The sequence below is a fragment of the Planococcus wigleyi genome, assembly GCF_014836985.1.
In the GTDB taxonomy this organism is placed as follows: domain Bacteria; phylum Bacillota; class Bacilli; order Bacillales_A; family Planococcaceae; genus Planococcus; species Planococcus notacanthi.
Genome location: NZ_JACSPU010000002.1, coordinates 447,135 through 464,119 on the forward strand (window position 1 = coordinate 447,135; position 16,985 = coordinate 464,119).

A 16,985-nucleotide genomic window follows, 5' to 3' on the forward strand; every position below is an offset into this window, starting at 1 on the left:
CAGTGAATCGGCTTTTTGAAGGAGTTTATTCAGCTTTTTCGATAAGAGAAGCAGAAATCATAGGCATCTCTTCTTCGGCCTTGCCTTCAAAAATGCCATCTGCTGTAATGCGGTCTCCGACTTCAACTGGTGTTTCCGCCATATTCCGAACATAAACCTGGCTTTCGCCATCTCCTATAATGAAGGAAGGAAAAGCGATGTCATCTGCCAGTTCTTCAACTGTTCCTTGAATCGATACGCCTGTGCCTGCTTCTATGTTTCCGGAAGACAGTTCATCAAAGCTTACAAATTCTGCATTCTCAGCTTCTTCTGGGGCCGTAGGGTCCAACTCTCCTTCTGGAGCAGTCACTTCTGTCTGGGTTTCTTCTGTAACATCGGGTGCTGTCCCTCCGCAAGCAGTTAATAAAAAGACCAGACTCACTGGAATTAGAACTTTGTACATAAACTCACACTCCTTAATAAATACGGTTAATTGACTTTACCCTTTACCGAATGCTTCCTAACACGGCCGACGAAGTTGTGGTTTTCTTTTCATTTACCCGTGTTCAGTGTATGGTGTGGAAAAGGGGTGAGGTGAAGAGATGGAATTGATTGAAACACCCAATTTGTTGGAAGAGAAAAACAAACATATTCAAAAAGCATTAAGTTTCGGCAAAACCAAAGTCGTGAACATGCAATTGCAGACAGGCGAAAAGATTGCTGAGCACGATTCTGCAGCTGATGTGGTCATTATTGTACGGAGCGGAAAAGTCTCATTTAATGTGGAAGGACAAACGGTGGAAGTTACACCTGATACCATTCTGCATCTGAATCCGAAAGAAAAACACAGCCTGACTGCAATTGAGCCAAGTGATTTGTTGGTTCTTCAAATTACTTCATGAAAAAAGCTCACGCTGAGAAAGCGTGAGCTTTTTTCATGGGGTTGAGCTGCTTCCGCTTTTCTTGTTGTCCAGCTCCAGCAGCCAGTCCCTCGAGTCGCTTCAGTTTTACCGAAAATGGCAAACAACGCCATTACCGGTAAAGCTTCCAACGCTTGTCGGAGCTAAACGGCTGCTTTCGCTTTTCTTGTCACCATTCAAAGTCTTCTGGATACTCCGCTTGGACAGTGATTTCATGTATCGACTTTTTATGGGGGGCAGCGGCAGCTAGAACCTGGTTGCGGAAGGCGGTATAGTCCTGGTCCTGCACTGCAATTTTCATGGCAATGGCAGAAAGGCTTTGTTCCCGCTGCTGTTTGGTCATGCCGATGTATTTCAGGTTTAAAAAGTCTACGTATTGGATGGCATAGTCATTAACGGTAACCGGCTGGTTAAAGGATTTCAGGATCATACCGAACTCCTCTTGAGGAACGTGCCCTTGCAGGCAGTCGAGTACCAAAGACTGGAAGCGGGAAATGACCGGTAAATGGGTGTCCCACAGCGGAAATTGTTTTTCTTCCTGGTAGAACTTAACAAAATCCTTCAAGGCAATAACCGCATATATCAATTCCGGCCAAAGAATTTCGGTTGAAAAGTAAATATTCTTATCAGGAGCGATAAAGCCATGCTGTTTCATCGTATGATCGTGAAGACCATTGAAAACGAAATCAACATTGCGGTCGCCTTGAGCTGCATGGCGGATTTCATAGGAAATGCCTAGAATCCGCATCCGGGATCCCTCATAACCGTAATACTGGTCTTCTTGCCCGATGACTCTGTAGATCGCCTGGTTCAGTTCATCCAAATCGAAATAGTCACCGCTGATTTTAACACCTGTATGGTTTGGCGTGCTTTTCATGGTCAACATGGCAATGTCCTCCTCAGCGTTTTGGTGTGTAATCGAGTTCAGCAAACAACTCGGTGCGTTCAGCATCGGTTAAATCGCGCCATTCACCCACAGCAAGATCTCCGAGCAGTATGTTCATGATGCGGACCCGTTGTAGAGCTCGGACTTCATAGCCGAGTGCTGTGCACATGCGGCGGATCTGCCGGTTCAATCCCTGCCGTATCGTCAGTTTAAAGGTATAAGTGGAGAGCTTTTCGGCTTTCGCCGGAAGGGTCTTTGTATCGAGTATTTCCACCCCTTCCTCCATTTTTGCCAAAAATGATTCAGTGATCGGCATATCGACTTTGACGATATATTCTTTTTCATGCTCGTTTTCAGCACGAAGAATTTCGTTGACGATGTCTCCATCGTTGGTTAATAGAATCAGGCCTTCTGAATCTTTATCGAGGCGGCCGATATGAAAAATGCGTTCGGAGTGGTTGACGAAGTCGACAATATTTCCTTCGATATGGCGTTCGGTCGTACTGGTGATGCCAACTGGCTTATTCAAAGCCAAATAAACATATTGCTGTTTCGGCTGTTCAATAACTTTTCCATCTACCTGGACTGTATCTCCAACTTCGACTTTACTGCCGAGTTCGGCAGGCTTTCCATTGATGGCCACACGTCCCGCTTCGATGAACTTATCGGCTCCGCGGCGGGAAGTGATGCCTGTTTCGCTTAAAAACTTATTGATTCGCATAATAAATTCCTTTCAATTCCGTATTTCCAGTTCTCGTTCTCATTATACATGAACTATAGGATGAATAAAAAATTTCGGTGTTCTACAGTTGCAATTTTTAGATTAGTTTGACAATATAGAAGGGAAGCTGTTATTGATGCGCCAAGGGGTATTGATTAAATGTAAGCGCGTACATAATGGTAAAAAGAAAAAGGGAGAGATGAGAATGGTCTATGCAATGCCAAACACGGAAGGTTCGAAAGTTACGTTTAAAGATAAGTACGAAAACTTTATAAATGGGGAATGGAAAGCGCCGGTAAAAGGCCAATACTTTGAAAACGTGTCACCGGTCACGGGCAAGAAGTTTACGGAAATCGCCCGTTCGACTGCTGAAGACGTGGAGTTGGCGTTGGACGCAGCGCATGCAGCCAAAGATGCCTGGGGGAAAACGTCGGTCACGGAACGGGCCAATGCCCTGTTGAAGATTGCGGACCGGATGGAACAGAACCTGGAAATGCTGGCCGTTGCGGAAACGTGGGATAACGGCAAAGCCGTGCGCGAAACCTTGAATGCCGATCTGCCATTGGCCATTGACCATTTCCGTTATTTCGCCGGCGCGATCCGTGCGCAGGAAGGGTCACTGAGCCAAATCGATAACGATACCGTCGCGTATCATTTCCACGAGCCGCTTGGTGTGGTCGGACAGATCATCCCGTGGAACTTCCCGATCTTGATGGCGGTCTGGAAATTGGCCCCGGCTTTAGCTGCCGGCAACTGTGTGGTATTGAAACCCGCAGAACAGACACCGGCAAGCATTTTGGTGCTGGCTGAATTGATCGGCGATATTCTGCCGCCGGGCGTACTGAACATCGTCAACGGTTTTGGCCTTGAAACCGGCAAGCCGCTTGCTTCGAGTCCGCGCATCAGCAAAGTCGCATTTACCGGTGAGACGACGACTGGGCGTATGATCATGCAATACGCTTCCCAGAACCTGATTCCGGTCACGTTGGAACTGGGAGGCAAATCACCGAACATTTTCTTCAAAGACATCATGGACCAGGACGATGCGTTTCTGGATAAAGCCATTGAAGGATTTGTCATGTTCGCCTTGAACCAAGGGGAAGTCTGTACCTGCCCGTCCCGTGTACTGATTCAAGAGGACATTTATGACGAATTCATAGAACGTGCACTAAAACGCGTAGCGGCCATCAAAACCGGGAACCCGCTTGATCCGGAAACGATGATGGGTGCGCAGGCTTCCACGGAACAGATGGAAAAAATCCAGTCCTATTTGGACATCGGCAAACAAGAAGGCGCCAAAGTGCTTGCAGGCGGTGACCGCAACATGTTGGATGGAGAGCTTTCCGAAGGCTTCTACATCCAACCGACTGTATTTGAAGGGCATAACAAGATGCGCATTTTCCAGGAAGAGATCTTTGGTCCGGTCGTATCTGTGACAACGTTTAAAACAAAAGAAGAAGCACTTGAACTGGCAAACGATACTTTATATGGTTTGGGCGCCGGAATTTGGACGCGCGACACCAATACGGCTTACCGTTTTGGCCGCGGCATCCAGGCAGGGCGCGTATGGACGAACTGTTACCACCAGTATCCGGCCCACGCCGCGTTCGGCGGTTACAAAATGTCCGGATTCGGCCGTGAAAACCATCTCATGATGCTCAATCATTACCAGCAGACGAAAAACATGCTGGTCAGCTACAGCGAAGACAAGCAAGGATTCTTCTGATCCCAAGGAATAACCAACCCACAGGAATTTCGAAGATTACCGGAAAGTAGGGATAGCAATGGTCGAACGCGTAATTGCGACAGATGCTGCTATTGAATTGATTCAATTGCTCAAGGAAAAGCACGGTCCGGTCATGTTTCACCAATCAGGGGGCTGCTGTGATGGCAGTTCCCCGATGTGTTATCCTGAAGGCGACTTGTTTATCGGAGATCAGGACATTCTGATGGGCGTCATCGGGGACAGCAAATTCTATATGCACAAGAACCAATTCGACTACTGGAGCCACACGCAATTGATCATTGATGTCGTGCCAGGGCGAGGCGGAATGTTCTCTTTGGAAGGAGTCGAAGGCAAGCGATTCCTGACAAGGTCACGTGCTTTCACTCCGGAAGAGGCCAAGGAACTACAGGAACAGGTTTAAAGGAAACCGGATGCTGATGCATCCGGTTTTTTTAATTCCGATACCTATTGAAAAGGTATAGAAAACCTAGATGAATCAAGGGGTGAAGATAGAATTCATGCTGGGAAAATGGTATAATTGCAGCATGAAAGGTGGTCATACAGTTGACGAAATTAGTGAACCGAGTTTCCCATGAACAAGCCAATCACGCGATTTCCTGCGCTTCACATTCTCTTGTTACGGAGGGGTTTGATGTAACAAATGAGGATGAGAATTTCGTTCGGTCGGTATTGACTGGTGAACGGACGGAGGCACAATTCCATCAGGCCATCAAAAGGAAGTTCGATGTCTAAGTATCAGCATACTTCAATGTATTGCTATCCTGGAACTGATGTATTGATCAATTTGTTTGATGTACAGGACGAAGAAAAACTGAAGGAGCTGGAGAAAGTCTATACACTGTTCCGCCTTTCGGAACTCCAGTTGCAGAAACCGGCAGATCCTGTGGATGCGAAGGCATTTTTAGCCATTCATCGATACTTGCTCCAGGATGTCTATCCATTTGCTGGAGAGTTGCGGCAAGAGATGATTTCAAAAGGTTCTTCATCTTTTGCGCATCCGAAACACATTGAGACGCATCTCATGAAAATTTTTGAAGAACTGAAAGCAGAAAATTACTTAAAAGACTTGCCGCGAAATGGGCTGGTTTCCCAGCTTGCCTATTTTCTGTCTGAGTTGAATGCCCTTCATCCTTTTCGGGAAGGCAATGGTCGCAGCATCCGTGAATTTGCGCGTCAGTTGCTCTTGAATGCAGGATATCGGCTGGATTGGGAAAAAGTACTGGAACCTGCAGAGATCATCAATGCTTTTGTCGATTCATTCAATAAGGACAACAACCGTCTGGAAAGGCTGTTGGATGAAATCATTACGCGGTAAAAATGCCAGCTGCTCAAAGAGCGCTGGCATTTTACGTGCTTTCTGGTGCCGGCTGAGTGCGAAGCCAGTCAATTCCAAATTCGACCAGAGGTTTCATTTCCGCAAGACGGATTTGGGCTTGTCCGAGCGATCCTTCGACAATGTTGCCAGGAAAGGCTTTCGCAATTTCCGGAAAACGATCCGAATCCATTTCTACGCAGTCGTAGGTCTGCCAGACCCTTTTTCCGTCGAGCAAAATAGCGGCGCCTTGTGGAGAAGTGACGCGGTGTTCCTGAACAAATTCAGCATAATGGAGAGCGGTGCATGAATCGAAACCGACGCCGATCAACAGAATTTTTACATGTGCCTGCATCATTTTTGCGAGTGGGGAGCGTTTGCCGAAGGAATCGTCAATCGGCTGTTCACTCATCCAATCGGCTGCCTGTCTGCCCCATGCGATAAAGGAGTGGGATGGATGCGGGCTTCGGATGGTCAACGGATGACGATGGAAACATTCCGCGATTTTTCCCATTCCGCGCATTCCACTTAAAAAAGGATCGAACGCAGGAAGTTCATCACGGATCGGCTGATGCCAATTTTCAGGGACCGGAGGCTCCATCCAGTAAACAGGGTCTGAGTTGTCTGCAGACTGTGCGGGCATAATTAATGTGCCCGCATCAGTGACAGTCTCCATTAAAGCTTCCACGACGGCTTGAGCGCCTCCAGCGACCCATCCCATGGACTTTAGTGAAGAGTGGACCATCAATGCGTCTCCAGAAGTGATGCCAAGCTGATGAAGCTGGCGTTTTAATGTTTCTTTCGATTGGAATTCAGGTGTGTTTAAAATATTCAATAACTCTGACATAAAGTATCCCTCCGATTTCACTATATTATAAAGGAAAGCCTGTTGTTTTGGGAAACCTCTGTCGACAGGGCAAATGAGAAAGGAATGAAGGCAATGGAAGCAAGATTTATGAAAGAATCCAGAACAATTCAAACGAAATTGGTGCTCCCTCCGGACACCAACCACATGGACTCCATATTCGGCGGAAAAGTATTGGCTTATATCGATGAGATCGCAGGAATTACAGCGATGAAGCATGCACGCCGCAAGGTAGTGGTGACAGCATCAATCGACTCGGTGGATTTTTTATCTTCGGCACGGGTCGGAGATGTATTGGAGCTTGAGGCGAACGTCACTTCAACGGGCCGGACATCTATGGAAGTATATGTTCGGGTAAAATCACAAAACCTGCAAACGGGGGAAGAAAAACTGACAACGGAATCATTCTTGACGATGGTAGCAATGGGGGACGACGGGAAACCAACTCCTGTGCCGGCTGTTGTGCCGGAATCCGAAGGGGAAAAGCTGTTTTTTGAAACAGCGCCCGCAAGACGTGAACACCGGAAAAATCGAGTGAAAACACCAAGATGATAAAAAGGTGCCTGGATGTTTGTCCATGCACCTTTTCTATCTTCCGACTGATTCCTTGGAATTGACGTTTTCCAGCGCATTGCCCGGTTCGCTGCTTATGACCGACAGGCTGCCGTCTGTTTCCAAAACGACAGCTGCCACTTTTTCAGTAGAACCTGAGCCGGAATTTCGGATAGCCTGCAAAATTTCAATTTCTTTGATCCGTTCTTTTTTCATTGCACTTCTTATAAATTGGCCATTCAGAAACAACAGGCGTGGTTCCGATTTGATGACGTTATTGAACCAGTCGGAATGGACAGCAAGAAGGGTAATGACATACTGCAATAGAATCAGTAGAGCGAATGCAGTCAGCCCTTCAAGCAGGCTGATGCTGCTGTCCAGTAGAATAGTGGCCAATGTTGAGCCTAAAGCCACCGTTACGACTAAATCAAAAGCGTTTAATTTAGTCAACGTGCGTTTACCGGAAATGCGTAGAAAAATGATTAAGCCGATATAAGCAAGAAATCCGACTGTGACGATCCGAATAAAGCTGTCGAGAGTAATTTCGAACATTTTATCCCTCCTTCTGAAAAGGGTTTTGATAATTTTATCCACATGTTGATAAGTTTTATTTATTCTTAAATATCAACAAAATTCAAACATCTTATCCACATAGCACACATTATTTGTTGGTTTATTGTGCATAAGCATAAAAATATGGAGGTTTTTATGAAAAAATGCAGGATTGTGGACAGTTCTGCCGTTACTCGTTATGATTCCCTGTAAAGTTATCAACAAACGCCAAAAACCTAAATTGCTGAACTCCTTCCTATTTTGGAAGGGAAGACATACATCACTTGAATTTCAGTTGGGAGTGATTGAGGATGGCATCGTTCTTGAACGTACTTTGCCTTTTGGGTCTGGTGATTTTTGCTGCAGGAATCGCTCTGTCTTTGCTGACGCTGGCCAATTTTGTTTTCGGCTTTACCGACGGTTTATGGCTGCGTATCTACTTCATACGCTTTTATTTATTTTTGGCGGTTTCCGGTATTCTGTTGTACATCCTCATTACATTCCGAAGAAAAGACGATGAAAAAAAGGAGTAGCCGAAGCTACTCCTTTTTGCTGCTTTAGCAGTCATGAAGGAAAAATCCTTCAAGCTGGTTAAAGCTTATTTTTTTGCTAGCAATTCTTCGAAATAAGCTCCGAATTCTTTTGAACGCTTCAAGATTGTGCTTGAAGACACGCCGAATTTTTCGCTTAAATCTTTTGCAGATAGCATAGGGCCTTTGATCAGCTCATGGTCCTGCAGGAATCTCCAATATCCGGCTACAAGAGCTTCCGGTTTTTGGACAGTCGGCTGCTGGCTGACAAGATAGCTGTTCAAGATGCTTGTAACATTGCTGACGGTCTCTTCATCAAAATCCGCCTGCTCAATATGCTTATCCAGTTCTGCCATAACAGAATCGTGTTCAGGAGAAAGCTGAATGCTTTCTTCTACACTTCCAGTTGAATACTTAACGATTTGTTCGACAACTGCTAAGTAGTTGTCACGCAGGTAGCTTTCATCCTGCGAAGCATTTTCAGAAGCGATTTGAGCTTTCAACTGCTCGAAGAACGGTGCGAATTCACCGACAACCGTCAAATAACCGTTGAGGAATAGTACACCTTTTTCTCCCACGCGAGAGTCCGGAAGCAGGATGGCCAATAAGCCTTGCCCGTTTTCCATATCTGTTGGAGGCTGATCGGCCATTTCAAGTGTTTCGTTTGTAAAGACATCGGTGAACTGTGCTTTTTCCGCATCGCCCTTAACATATTGGCCAAGGAACACTTTCACGTCTTTCCAGTCTTCCAGCACTTCTTTGGTCGAAGGACGCTGGGCAAGTTCGATTTGTTTCGCTAAGAATTCTTCCCATAGTTCAGGTTTTTTCATGAACAGGAAGTTTTCGATTACGAAAGCCTGTGCATCGTTTTCAGCCATTGATTGCATCAAGCGTGGCTGCCATTCTTGCTGAAGTTCGCGGAATTCTGCAAGTTGTTCCTGGTTTGGATTTTCCGAGAAGAACTGTTGGCGTACTTTGAACAGTTCATCATTCACCAAATCATTGATGGATACAGTTTGCTGTTTTCCGTGACATTTTTTGTATTTTTTGCCGCTGCCACATGGGCATGGATCATTTCTTCCTACCATTCTAATCACCTACATTTTTTATTGAGTGTAACATAAAATTGCGATACGCTCAAAAGTCTGACGATTCAGACGGGAATCGGCCGTATGAAAAAGGGTGTAAGGCTGCTGATGCTGTACCGAATAAGGAGTTGGGCAACAGACAATTCGGACTGGAAAAATCTTAAACACTTTTGGGATTCATTAGGTATTAGAGAATCGAAAGTATGCACAAATTGGCATGCGTATTATAATTAAGAAAGAATAAGCAGGAGCAGGAGGGGACGATGTGTTTGAAGATCCGGTAAAAGAGTTTATTTCCTGGATGCGGGTCATCTTTTTGACTGTGCTTATCGTCTTGGGATCACGGTATTTTCTGTTTGAACCGGTAGCTGTCCATGGAGAATCCATGATGCCCACGTTCGAAGAAAATGACAAAGTCATGCTTTTTAAGATTCATACGATAGAAAATTTTGACATGATCGTCTTCAAAGCACCCAATGGCGTCAATTTCATCAAACGGGTAATCGGTGTTCCAGGAGACCGCATTTCAATGAAAGACGATCAGCTGTATGTGAACGGCACTCCCCAAGCGGAACCTTATTTGGATAAGAACCGGAAAGCGGCGGAGCAAGAAGGATTGATGCAGCTGACTGAAGATTTCCAGGAATTTGTCGTACCTGCCGAATCTTATTATGTATTAGGGGATAACCGCTTAAATAGCATGGATTCCAGGGTTTTGGGTTTTATTTCTAAAGACTCAGTCCTTGGTGAAGTGAAAATCAGGTTGTCGCCTTTCGAGCATATCGGTTTTGTGAAATGAATCAGATGTGGACAATCTTCTCAATTTTTAAAAGGACAGCAGCCCCGTATTGGGACGCTGTCCTTTATGCACTCTAAAATAATTTCAAAGCTTCGATGCGATTGACCGCTTCAATGATGCGGGTTTCATCAACCAGTAATCCGACACGGACAAAACCTTCTCCAACATCGCCGAAACCACTGCCTGCCGCAACTGAAATATCTGCTTTCTCAAGAAGGAAGTCGGCAAATTCCACGCTGGTGAAACCTTCTGGAACCGGCAGCCAGGCAAAGAAAGAGCCTTGTGGTGCTTTAATGTTCCAACCGATCCGCGCGCATTCAGCCACCAGGACGTTGCGGCGTTTTTCATAAAGGCCGACCAATTCATCTACGCATTGCTGGTCGGCATTCAACGCCTCTGCCGCAGCCAATTGGACGGCAGGGAACAAACCGGCGAAAAAATGGTCCTGGATCAAGTTCAAGGCTTCAATCATTTTGGAATTGCCGACAGCAAATCCGATGCGCCAACCTGCCATGTTGTAAGTCTTCGATAAAGTGTACATTTCGATGCCAACTTCTTTAGCCCCTTCAGATTGAAGGAAACTGACCGGTTTTTTTCCGTCAAACCCGACAGCTCCATAAGCGAAATCATGGACAACCGCAATGCTGTTGTCCTTGGCGAATTTGACTGTCTCATCAAAGAATTCTTTAGTCGCTACTGCACCGGTCGGATTGTTCGGGTAGTTCAAATACATCAGTTTGGCGCGTGAGCGGATGCTTCCAGTCAACTCGGCATAATCCGGCAAATAGCCATTTTCCGGATTCAGCCTCATCAGCTCATACCCGATGTCTGCGAGCGGGGCACCCGACAAGTAATCCGGATAACCGGGATTCGGCAGAAGTAATAGATCATCCGGATCCAACAGAGCCAAGGGCAGCTCAACAAGTCCGATTTTCGTTCCTGCCAAGATTGCCACTTCGAGGTCAGGATCGATATCCACACCATACTCGCGTTTGTAAAAATTCACAGCGGCTTGACGCAGTTCCGCTATACCGCGAAAAGGTGAATATTTATGCGTTTTTGGATCAGCCGCAGCAGTTTGCAGGGCTTTGATAATATGGTCGGGCGTCGGCTGGTCCGGATTGCCTTGGCCAAGATTGATGACATCGCGTCCTTCAGCGATTGCTTTGCTTGTTTTGGCCACCAGTGAAGCAAAAAATTGAGTGGGCAAGTTTTGGAGCCGTTTTGAAAAGTCCATGTGATTCTCCTTATTTTCGAAATAATTGCACTTCTACTTCAAATCTTATAGAGTTGAAGGTAACTTGTCTAGTGGAGGAGAAACGAATGAAAATTGCATGCGTTCAAATGGATATCGCTTTTGGTCAGCCGGAATTGAATTATCGGAAGGTCCTGGATTATTTAACGGAAGCGGCCAGCAATGGAGCGGAGACGATCGTCTTGCCTGAAATGTGGAATACAGGATATGCATTGACCGAACTGGATACATTGGCAGACAGCACAAACCGGACAGTGGAATTGCTCAAAAGTTTTGCGAAAGAGCATAAAGTCAATATTGTGGGTGGCTCTGTTTCGACTGAAAAAAACGGCGGATTTTACAACACGATGTACGTTGTCGACAAAGACGGCGGGCTGGTTTCGGAATACGATAAAGCCCATCGTTTTTGTTTAATGGATGAACATATCCATCTTGAAGAAGGCGATACACTTGGCACATTCGAATTGGATAATCAGACATACGGAGGCGTCATTTGTTACGATATCCGTTTTCCAGAATGGATCCGTGCCCAGGCGCTGAACGGTGCAAAACTTGTATTTGTATCAGCGGAATGGCCCGAAGCGCGGATTGATCATTGGCGCATCTTGTTACAGGCACGCGCCATCGAAAACCAAATTTTTATTGTCGCCTCGAACCGTATCGGCAGTGATCCAAACAATGAATTCGGCGGCAGCACGATGGTGATCGCCCCCTGGGGAGAAGTTCGTTTGGATATGAAGAAAGAGGAAGGCATTGGTTATGCAGAAATCGATTTGGATGAAGTAGAGGAAGTCCGGAAGCGCATTCCGGTATTCGCCGATCGCCGTGAGCAATTGTACGAAAAATTCAAAAAGTAGATTGACACTCGCTGGGGATGCCTGTAACATAAAATTCAATTAAATAACTTAAACTTATCAAGAGAGACTGAGGGACAGGCCCTGTGACGTCCGGCAACCCCCGATTGGGAAGGTGCCAAATCCAACGGAACCCAATGTTCCGAAAGATAAGTCGAGAAACTAAATTTTTCGATGCTTCTTTCTTGATGAAAGAGGCATCTTCTTATTGGCGGGAGGAAGCTATGATACAGATTGAGAAATTGACGAAAACCTACACAACTAAGCATGGCACCGTCACTGGAGTGGATAATGTTTCATTGGAAATCGGAAAAGGTGAAATTTTCGGCATCGTCGGCTATTCAGGTGCCGGCAAAAGTTCGCTGATCCGTTGCATCAACTTGCTTGAACGGCCGACTTCCGGCAGCGTCACAGTAGATGGCAATGATTTGACCAAACTAAACAGTGAAAAATTGAGAAAAGCCCGTTTGAAAATCGGTATGATTTTTCAGCATTTCTACCTGATCAGCCAAAAGACGGTGTACGACAATATCGCTTTTGCGCTTCGGGCTGCAGGCACCCCATCTAAAAATCTGAAAGGCCGCGTAGAAGAATTGTTGGAAATGGTCGGTTTATCAGATAAACGCGATGTTTATCCAGCTCAATTGAGCGGTGGACAGAAACAGCGTGTTGGCATCGCACGGGCATTAGCCAACAATCCGGCCGTTTTATTATGCGACGAAGCTACGTCGGCACTGGATCCGAATACCACATTGTCCATTTTGCGTTTATTGAAAGACATCAATCTTAAATTGAACATCACAATTGTACTGATTACCCACGAAATGAATGTCGTCAAGGAAATCTGTGACCGCATGGCCGTCATGCAAGGTGGCCGTGTCATTGAAGAAGGTCAGGTCTACGACATTTTTGCAGATCCTCAAAAGGAATTGACTAAGGAATTCATCTCCAGCGTCGTCTCTTTCAATGTTCCGGAACACCTGTTGAGCGAATTTACGGGTACAGTAGTGAAAGTATTGTTCAAAGGGGGAGTGGCCGGAGAAGGCGTAATTTCCGATATGCTGCAGAATTATCCGGTCAAAGGAAACTTTTTGCATGGAGCAATTGAGTACATTCAGGAAAGGCCGCTTGGCGTTTTTATCATGGAGTTGAAAGGGACTTCTTCTGACGTCATGGATGCATTGAAGTATATGGAAAGCAGATCGGCAATTGTGGAGGTGATTCCGAATGGGCGTTGAATGGGGACGAATTATTGAATTATGGCCCGAAATACAGACTGCTTTTTTTCAGACACTGACAATGATTGGGATTTCCTTAGCAGTGGCTTTGATTGTCGGCCTGCCTTTGGGAATCTTGCTGTTCATTACAGACCGCGGCTTATTTCTTGAAAACCGGCCGGTCAATGCTGTGATTGGTTTTATCGTCAATATTGTGCGTTCTATTCCGTTTATCATTTTGTTGGTGGCACTTATCCCGCTGACGAAACTTATTACAGGAACAACCATTGGCCCGATTGCGGCGAGTGTGTCCCTATCGGTTGCGGCGATTCCGTTTTTCGCACGTATTGTGGAAAACTCACTGCGTGAAATCGATAAAGGCGTCATTGAGGCAGCGATTGCCGTGGGTGCCACACCATGGATGATCATCAAAGACGTTCTGCTGCCGGAAGCGAAAGCAAGCATTATCCAGGGGGTGACATTGACCATCATCAGCCTGGTCGCCTATTCTGCGATGGCAGGCGTAGTAGGCGGCGGAGGCATTGGAGATTTGGCCATCCGCTTCGGCTATTACCGCTACGATAATACGATCATGATTGTTACTGTTGTCATTTTGATTGTGTTGGTCCAATTGATTCAACAAGCTGGCGACTATACGGCGAAAGCCATCGATAAACGATAAGGGGAGAATGACATGAAAAAATTAGGATTTATTTTAGCAGCAAGCGCATTGGCTTTGGCAGCATGCGGCAGTGGAGAAGAAAGCGGCTCTGAAGGAACTGGAGGAGAAGCTTCGAAGGACATTAAACTAGGGGCTACTGCAGGTCCATACAGCGACATGCTGAGCAAAGCTATTGTGCCTGGACTTGAAGAAAAGGGTTACACAGTGGAATTGGTGGAGTTCAGCGATTACATTCAGCCGAACGTAGCACTTGATGGTGGCGATATTGATGCCAACCTGTTCCAGCACACGATTTACCTGGAAAACTTTGAAAAAGAGAATGGCATGGACCTATCCGCACTGATTACGGTGCCAACAGCGCCTATGGGCCTCTACTCGAACCAATACGATTCTTTGGAAGCAATTGAGGATGGAGCAACCATTGCGATTCCGAACGATCCGGTCAACGGTGCACGTGCTTTGCTGATGCTGCAGGATGAAGGCTTAGTCGAGTTGGATCCGGAAGCTGAAGTGCTGCAGGCGTCCGAAAGAGATGTTATTACAAATGAGAAAAACTTGGAATTTCAGCCGATCGAAGCAGGCCAATTGCCGCGGGCAGTTGATGGTTCCGACTTGGCGGCTGTACCCGGAAACTTTGCAATAGCTGCTGAAATGGATCTATTGGATGCATTGGCACTTGAAAACATGCCGGACCAATACCGCAATGTGGTGGCGGTCAACGCAGAAAATGAAGGCAGCGAATTGGCAAAGGATTTAGTGGAAATTGTGGAATCGGCTGAATTTGAAGCAGTCATTGATGAAGAATTTGAAGGATTCGGCAAGCCGGAATGGATGGCTGAATAAAAATTTCGATACAGAAAGCCGCTCCAGCGAAAAAATCTGGAGCGGCTTTTTTATGTTGAACAATGTCAGGAAATGGTCTTGACCATATGATGGAAGGGCTCACCGATAATGGTCCAAGGCTCCGTTATGGAATAGCCCAGGCGTTTGTAGAGGCGGATCGCTCCTTCTTTACCAATATCCACATTCAACGAGAGTTTGCCGCCTCCTTCAGCCAACACGCGTTCTTCTGCGAATTCAAATAGCTTTGAGCCGATTCCTTGCCCCTGGTAGGCTGGATCGACTGACACAGTATCGATATACCATTCGTCAAGATGGGCTTCCGGTTCAATCGAACGATCATGGCCTTGCTTTTTCAGTTGATCAATTAAATAGCGGTCCAGGGCTTCAGCTTGATTGCCGTGATAGAGCACCAAGGCGCCCGCAATAGTGCCATTGACTAAAGCGGTGTAGGTATAGTGATAGCTATGGCGTGTATGTTCCCCGCGTACCATCTCCGCAACTTTTTCCAATACGGCCCCTGGCTCTTTTTGTGCCGTCATATGATCGGCGATTTCACCGATGGCATTAATAATGAGCGGCGCTACGTTTTCTGCGTCTTCTGGCCGTGCTTGTCGTATAATGACATTCATACGGTATTCCTCCTTTTCTTACTCAACAATTAAATTATAGCAAGGAAGAAGCCATTTAACATGAAGGAGGTCAACAGATGGTAAAAACAAAGCACGTCCTGACATACGGAGATGCATTTGTGGATTATATCGCAGCGGATACTGATAATTCTTCGTTCAACCGCCATTTGGGTGGAGCGACAGTGAACGTGGCTGCAGGCATCAGCCGGTTAGGCCTGTCCTCGAGGTTTATCACCATAACAGGGGATGATGAGACATCGGCTTTTGTACGCAACGAACTATTGAAAGAAGGCGTGGATTTATCGCACGCTATTCAGGTGCCTGAAAAGCGGGTAAGCGGTGTTTATATCCACCTGACACCTGAATTTGACCGTGTGTTTGCAGATTATGTCAATGAAACGCCCGATCTTCAAGTTGGAGGACACGAACTGGAGAAAAAGGCTTTTGAAAAGGCCAGCATTTTTCATTTTTGTTCGGGAACCCTATTCCATCCCGAAGCGAGGGAGACGACCCGGAAAGCTCTGGAACTGTCAAAAGAACATGGTGTCCTATGTTCATATGATGTCAATATTCGTCCATTGCGCTGGGAAAGTGAAGAGCTTTGCCGTGAAACAGTTCTCGAATTTCTGCCATCAGCAGATATCGTCAAACTGACGACAGCAGAATTGGATTTCTTAATGGAAACTGAGTCTATGGAGGAAGGGCTTGAACGGTTGTCCGGTTTTGCTATTCCTTTGGTTTTTGTAACGGATGGTGAAAATGGGACGCATGCTGTTTTCCAGAATAAAGTTCATCATGTGCCGGTTGTTCCGGTACAGCAAGTGGACACTACGGGAGCAGGAGATGCTTTTATGGCAAGTGTCATCCGCCACGTCCATTTGCAAGGCTTGCCTGGTACGGAGCAGGAGGTCATTGCCTGTGCTGATTTCGGCAACAAATTGGGAGCGCTTTGTGCGACAAAGGCCGGTGCGTTGACGGCGATGCCGCGCATTGAAGAAATAGCAAAAATCACTAATCAAGGGAGTGGAGCGTTATGACATTGCATAGCTTTCATTTAAAAGCAGATTGGCCAGGTCTCCGCAATGATGTGGGAGACATTGAAGTCGGGGGGCTAAAAACCCAAATATCCATTCCGCCTGAAATGGATGGACCGGGAATTGGTACAAATCCAGATGAAATGCTGTTGGGCGCTGCCGCGACTTGTTACATTATTACACTTGCCGCAATGATGGAACGCAGCAAATTGGAAAAGCAGTCTCTGACGATGGAATCAGAAGGGATTGTGGAAGTGGAAAAAGGCGTTATCACTTACAAACGCATCATCCATAAACCACTTGTGGTCCTGATGGCCGATGCTTCCGAAAAGGACTTGGCTTTAGCACAGAAGCTGGCTGAGAAAGCCGAAAGCTCCTGCATGATTACACGGGCCATCAAAGGCAATGTGGAAATTGAATTGCAGGCTCAGATTACAACAGGAAACTGAATTTCAAGAAATCCTTCATCTTTCATAGATGAAGGATTTTTTTCGCTGTCTTTTGCTTCAATGTTTATATG

Annotated in this window: 22 protein-coding genes and 1 riboswitch; of the genes, 14 read left to right on the forward strand and 8 right to left on the reverse strand. The window is 46.1% G+C overall.

Annotation, left to right across the window (positions count from 1 at the left end; genetic code table 11):
- Positions 1 to 25: 25 nt before the first annotated feature.
- Complete coding sequence (locus tag H9630_RS07720) at positions 26 to 442, reverse strand: hypothetical protein (protein WP_191714913.1); 417 nt, start codon at positions 440 to 442, stop codon at positions 26 to 28.
- A 139-nt stretch (positions 443 to 581) separates the two neighbouring features.
- On the opposite strand from H9630_RS07720, the gene H9630_RS07725 reads away from it, so the two are divergent.
- The gene (locus H9630_RS07725; RefSeq protein WP_191714914.1) at positions 582 to 881 is read left to right on the forward strand and encodes a cupin domain-containing protein; all 300 of its coding nucleotides are present in this window, start codon (positions 582 to 584) and stop codon (positions 879 to 881) included.
- A 187-nt stretch (positions 882 to 1,068) separates the two neighbouring features.
- On the opposite strand, the gene H9630_RS07730 is transcribed toward H9630_RS07725, so the two are convergent.
- The gene (locus tag H9630_RS07730; protein WP_191714915.1) at positions 1,069 to 1,785 is read right to left on the reverse strand and encodes a DUF6904 family protein; all 717 of its coding nucleotides are present in this window, start codon (positions 1,783 to 1,785) and stop codon (positions 1,069 to 1,071) included.
- A 13-nt stretch (positions 1,786 to 1,798) separates the two neighbouring features.
- A complete protein-coding gene (gene rluF, locus H9630_RS07735) occupies positions 1,799 to 2,506 on the reverse strand; it encodes a 23S rRNA pseudouridine(2604) synthase RluF (RefSeq protein WP_191714916.1) in 708 nt (235 codons plus the stop codon).
- Positions 2,507 to 2,711: 205 nt separating this feature from the next.
- Here rluF and adh point away from each other — a divergent pair, with 205 nt between their 5' ends.
- The 4 genes from adh (at position 2,712) to H9630_RS07755 (ending at position 5,568) form a co-directional block, all read left to right on the forward strand.
- Positions 2,712 to 4,232, forward strand: coding sequence for an aldehyde dehydrogenase (adh, locus tag H9630_RS07740; protein ID WP_191714917.1), 1,521 nt, complete (start codon positions 2,712 to 2,714; stop codon positions 4,230 to 4,232).
- Positions 4,233 to 4,290: 58 nt separating this feature from the next.
- Positions 4,291 to 4,653 carry a DUF779 domain-containing protein gene (locus tag H9630_RS07745; RefSeq protein ID WP_191714918.1) on the forward strand — a complete coding sequence of 121 codons (363 nt, stop codon included), beginning with the start codon at positions 4,291 to 4,293 and terminating at the stop codon, positions 4,651 to 4,653.
- A gap of 143 nt (positions 4,654 to 4,796) precedes the next feature.
- Positions 4,797 to 4,985, forward strand: coding sequence for a hypothetical protein (locus H9630_RS07750; RefSeq protein WP_142826824.1), 189 nt, complete (start codon positions 4,797 to 4,799; stop codon positions 4,983 to 4,985).
- Positions 4,978 to 5,568 (forward strand): Fic/DOC family protein, encoded by a 591-nt coding sequence (locus H9630_RS07755; protein WP_191714919.1) that lies wholly within the window; start codon positions 4,978 to 4,980, stop codon positions 5,566 to 5,568. Before H9630_RS07750 ends, H9630_RS07755 begins: the two co-directional genes overlap by 8 nt.
- Positions 5,569 to 5,599: 31 nt before the next feature.
- On the opposite strand, the gene H9630_RS07760 is transcribed toward H9630_RS07755, so the two are convergent.
- Positions 5,600 to 6,412 (reverse strand): aminoglycoside N(3)-acetyltransferase, encoded by an 813-nt coding sequence (locus H9630_RS07760; protein WP_191714920.1) that lies wholly within the window; start codon positions 6,410 to 6,412, stop codon positions 5,600 to 5,602.
- Positions 6,413 to 6,505: 93 nt separating this feature from the next.
- Between H9630_RS07760 and H9630_RS07765 the strand changes: the two genes are divergently transcribed.
- The gene (locus tag H9630_RS07765) at positions 6,506 to 6,982 is read left to right on the forward strand and encodes an acyl-CoA thioesterase (RefSeq protein WP_191714921.1); all 477 of its coding nucleotides are present in this window, start codon (positions 6,506 to 6,508) and stop codon (positions 6,980 to 6,982) included.
- A 36-nt stretch (positions 6,983 to 7,018) separates the two neighbouring features.
- On the opposite strand, the gene H9630_RS07770 is transcribed toward H9630_RS07765, so the two are convergent.
- Entirely contained in the window at positions 7,019 to 7,534 is a 516-nt protein-coding gene (locus H9630_RS07770; protein ID WP_191714922.1) for a DUF421 domain-containing protein, read from the reverse strand.
- A gap of 311 nt (positions 7,535 to 7,845) precedes the next feature.
- On the opposite strand from H9630_RS07770, the gene H9630_RS07775 reads away from it, so the two are divergent.
- The gene (locus tag H9630_RS07775; RefSeq protein ID WP_191714923.1) at positions 7,846 to 8,067 is read left to right on the forward strand and encodes a hypothetical protein; all 222 of its coding nucleotides are present in this window, start codon (positions 7,846 to 7,848) and stop codon (positions 8,065 to 8,067) included.
- A 65-nt stretch (positions 8,068 to 8,132) separates the two neighbouring features.
- On the opposite strand, the gene H9630_RS07780 is transcribed toward H9630_RS07775, so the two are convergent.
- On the reverse strand, positions 8,133 to 9,152 hold the full coding sequence (locus H9630_RS07780) for an SEC-C domain-containing protein (RefSeq protein ID WP_191714924.1): 1,020 nt from the start codon (positions 9,150 to 9,152) through the stop codon (positions 8,133 to 8,135).
- 265 nt (positions 9,153 to 9,417) lie between these two features.
- Between H9630_RS07780 and lepB the strand changes: the two genes are divergently transcribed.
- The gene (lepB, locus tag H9630_RS07785; protein ID WP_191714925.1) at positions 9,418 to 9,951 is read left to right on the forward strand and encodes a signal peptidase I; all 534 of its coding nucleotides are present in this window, start codon (positions 9,418 to 9,420) and stop codon (positions 9,949 to 9,951) included.
- Positions 9,952 to 10,024: 73 nt separating this feature from the next.
- Here lepB and H9630_RS07790 read toward each other — a convergent pair whose 3' ends face one another.
- Positions 10,025 to 11,188, reverse strand: coding sequence for a pyridoxal phosphate-dependent aminotransferase (locus H9630_RS07790; protein ID WP_191714926.1), 1,164 nt, complete (start codon positions 11,186 to 11,188; stop codon positions 10,025 to 10,027).
- 86 nt (positions 11,189 to 11,274) lie between these two features.
- On the opposite strand from H9630_RS07790, the gene H9630_RS07795 reads away from it, so the two are divergent.
- The 4 genes from H9630_RS07795 to H9630_RS07810 all read left to right on the forward strand — a co-directional run bounded on the left by H9630_RS07795 (position 11,275) and on the right by H9630_RS07810 (position 14,802).
- Positions 11,275 to 12,063 carry a carbon-nitrogen family hydrolase gene (locus H9630_RS07795; RefSeq protein ID WP_191714927.1) on the forward strand — a complete coding sequence of 263 codons (789 nt, stop codon included), beginning with the start codon at positions 11,275 to 11,277 and terminating at the stop codon, positions 12,061 to 12,063.
- 51 nt (positions 12,064 to 12,114) lie between these two features.
- A riboswitch (SAM riboswitch) is annotated at positions 12,115 to 12,216 on the forward strand.
- Between the two features lie 68 nt (positions 12,217 to 12,284).
- Positions 12,285 to 13,298 (forward strand): methionine ABC transporter ATP-binding protein, encoded by a 1,014-nt coding sequence (locus tag H9630_RS07800; RefSeq protein WP_191714928.1) that lies wholly within the window; start codon positions 12,285 to 12,287, stop codon positions 13,296 to 13,298.
- On the forward strand, positions 13,288 to 13,959 hold the full coding sequence (locus H9630_RS07805; RefSeq protein ID WP_191714929.1) for a methionine ABC transporter permease: 672 nt from the start codon (positions 13,288 to 13,290) through the stop codon (positions 13,957 to 13,959). The genes H9630_RS07800 and H9630_RS07805 overlap by 11 nt, the downstream gene beginning before the upstream one ends.
- 12 nt (positions 13,960 to 13,971) lie before the next feature.
- Positions 13,972 to 14,802, forward strand: a complete 831-nt coding sequence (locus tag H9630_RS07810) for a MetQ/NlpA family ABC transporter substrate-binding protein (protein ID WP_191714930.1) — start codon at positions 13,972 to 13,974, stop codon at positions 14,800 to 14,802.
- A gap of 65 nt (positions 14,803 to 14,867) precedes the next feature.
- On the opposite strand, the gene H9630_RS07815 is transcribed toward H9630_RS07810, so the two are convergent.
- Positions 14,868 to 15,431 carry a GNAT family N-acetyltransferase gene (locus H9630_RS07815; RefSeq protein WP_191714931.1) on the reverse strand — a complete coding sequence of 188 codons (564 nt, stop codon included), beginning with the start codon at positions 15,429 to 15,431 and terminating at the stop codon, positions 14,868 to 14,870.
- Between the two features lie 77 nt (positions 15,432 to 15,508).
- Between H9630_RS07815 and H9630_RS07820 the strand changes: the two genes are divergently transcribed.
- Together H9630_RS07820 and H9630_RS07825 are read left to right on the forward strand one after the other, a co-directional pair.
- A complete protein-coding gene (locus tag H9630_RS07820) occupies positions 15,509 to 16,468 on the forward strand; it encodes a carbohydrate kinase family protein (protein WP_191714932.1) in 960 nt (319 codons plus the stop codon).
- Positions 16,465 to 16,914 (forward strand): OsmC family protein, encoded by a 450-nt coding sequence (locus H9630_RS07825; protein ID WP_191714933.1) that lies wholly within the window; start codon positions 16,465 to 16,467, stop codon positions 16,912 to 16,914. Before H9630_RS07820 ends, H9630_RS07825 begins: the two co-directional genes overlap by 4 nt.
- The last annotated feature ends 71 nt before the right edge of the window (positions 16,915 to 16,985 follow it).

Bases quoted from the DNA above. Each gene is read 5' to 3' on its own strand.
- H9630_RS07775 (WP_191714923.1), top strand. From the start codon at position 7,846: ATGGCATCGTTCTTGAACGTACTTTGCCTTTTGGGTCTGGTGATTTTT.
- adh (WP_191714917.1), top strand. From the start codon at position 2,712: ATGGTCTATGCAATGCCAAACACGGAAGGTTCGAAAGTTACGTTTAAA.
- H9630_RS07730 (WP_191714915.1), bottom strand. From the start codon at position 1,785: ATGTTGACCATGAAAAGCACGCCAAACCATACAGGTGTTAAAATCAGC.
- H9630_RS07805 (WP_191714929.1), top strand. From the start codon at position 13,288: ATGGGCGTTGAATGGGGACGAATTATTGAATTATGGCCCGAAATACAG.
- H9630_RS07800 (WP_191714928.1), top strand. From the start codon at position 12,285: ATGATACAGATTGAGAAATTGACGAAAACCTACACAACTAAGCATGGC.
- H9630_RS07765 (WP_191714921.1), top strand. From the start codon at position 6,506: ATGGAAGCAAGATTTATGAAAGAATCCAGAACAATTCAAACGAAATTG.
- rluF (WP_191714916.1), bottom strand. From the start codon at position 2,506: ATGCGAATCAATAAGTTTTTAAGCGAAACAGGCATCACTTCCCGCCGC.
- H9630_RS07810 (WP_191714930.1), top strand. From the start codon at position 13,972: ATGAAAAAATTAGGATTTATTTTAGCAGCAAGCGCATTGGCTTTGGCA.
- H9630_RS07725 (WP_191714914.1), top strand. From the start codon at position 582: ATGGAATTGATTGAAACACCCAATTTGTTGGAAGAGAAAAACAAACAT.
- H9630_RS07745 (WP_191714918.1), top strand. From the start codon at position 4,291: ATGGTCGAACGCGTAATTGCGACAGATGCTGCTATTGAATTGATTCAA.
- H9630_RS07815 (WP_191714931.1), bottom strand. From the start codon at position 15,431: ATGAATGTCATTATACGACAAGCACGGCCAGAAGACGCAGAAAACGTA.
- H9630_RS07795 (WP_191714927.1), top strand. From the start codon at position 11,275: ATGAAAATTGCATGCGTTCAAATGGATATCGCTTTTGGTCAGCCGGAA.
- H9630_RS07780 (WP_191714924.1), bottom strand. From the start codon at position 9,152: ATGGTAGGAAGAAATGATCCATGCCCATGTGGCAGCGGCAAAAAATAC.
- H9630_RS07755 (WP_191714919.1), top strand. From the start codon at position 4,978: ATGTCTAAGTATCAGCATACTTCAATGTATTGCTATCCTGGAACTGAT.
- H9630_RS07825 (WP_191714933.1), top strand. From the start codon at position 16,465: ATGACATTGCATAGCTTTCATTTAAAAGCAGATTGGCCAGGTCTCCGC.
- H9630_RS07760 (WP_191714920.1), bottom strand. From the start codon at position 6,412: ATGTCAGAGTTATTGAATATTTTAAACACACCTGAATTCCAATCGAAA.
- H9630_RS07790 (WP_191714926.1), bottom strand. From the start codon at position 11,188: ATGGACTTTTCAAAACGGCTCCAAAACTTGCCCACTCAATTTTTTGCT.
- H9630_RS07770 (WP_191714922.1), bottom strand. From the start codon at position 7,534: ATGTTCGAAATTACTCTCGACAGCTTTATTCGGATCGTCACAGTCGGA.
- H9630_RS07820 (WP_191714932.1), top strand. From the start codon at position 15,509: ATGGTAAAAACAAAGCACGTCCTGACATACGGAGATGCATTTGTGGAT.
- H9630_RS07720 (WP_191714913.1), bottom strand. From the start codon at position 442: ATGTACAAAGTTCTAATTCCAGTGAGTCTGGTCTTTTTATTAACTGCT.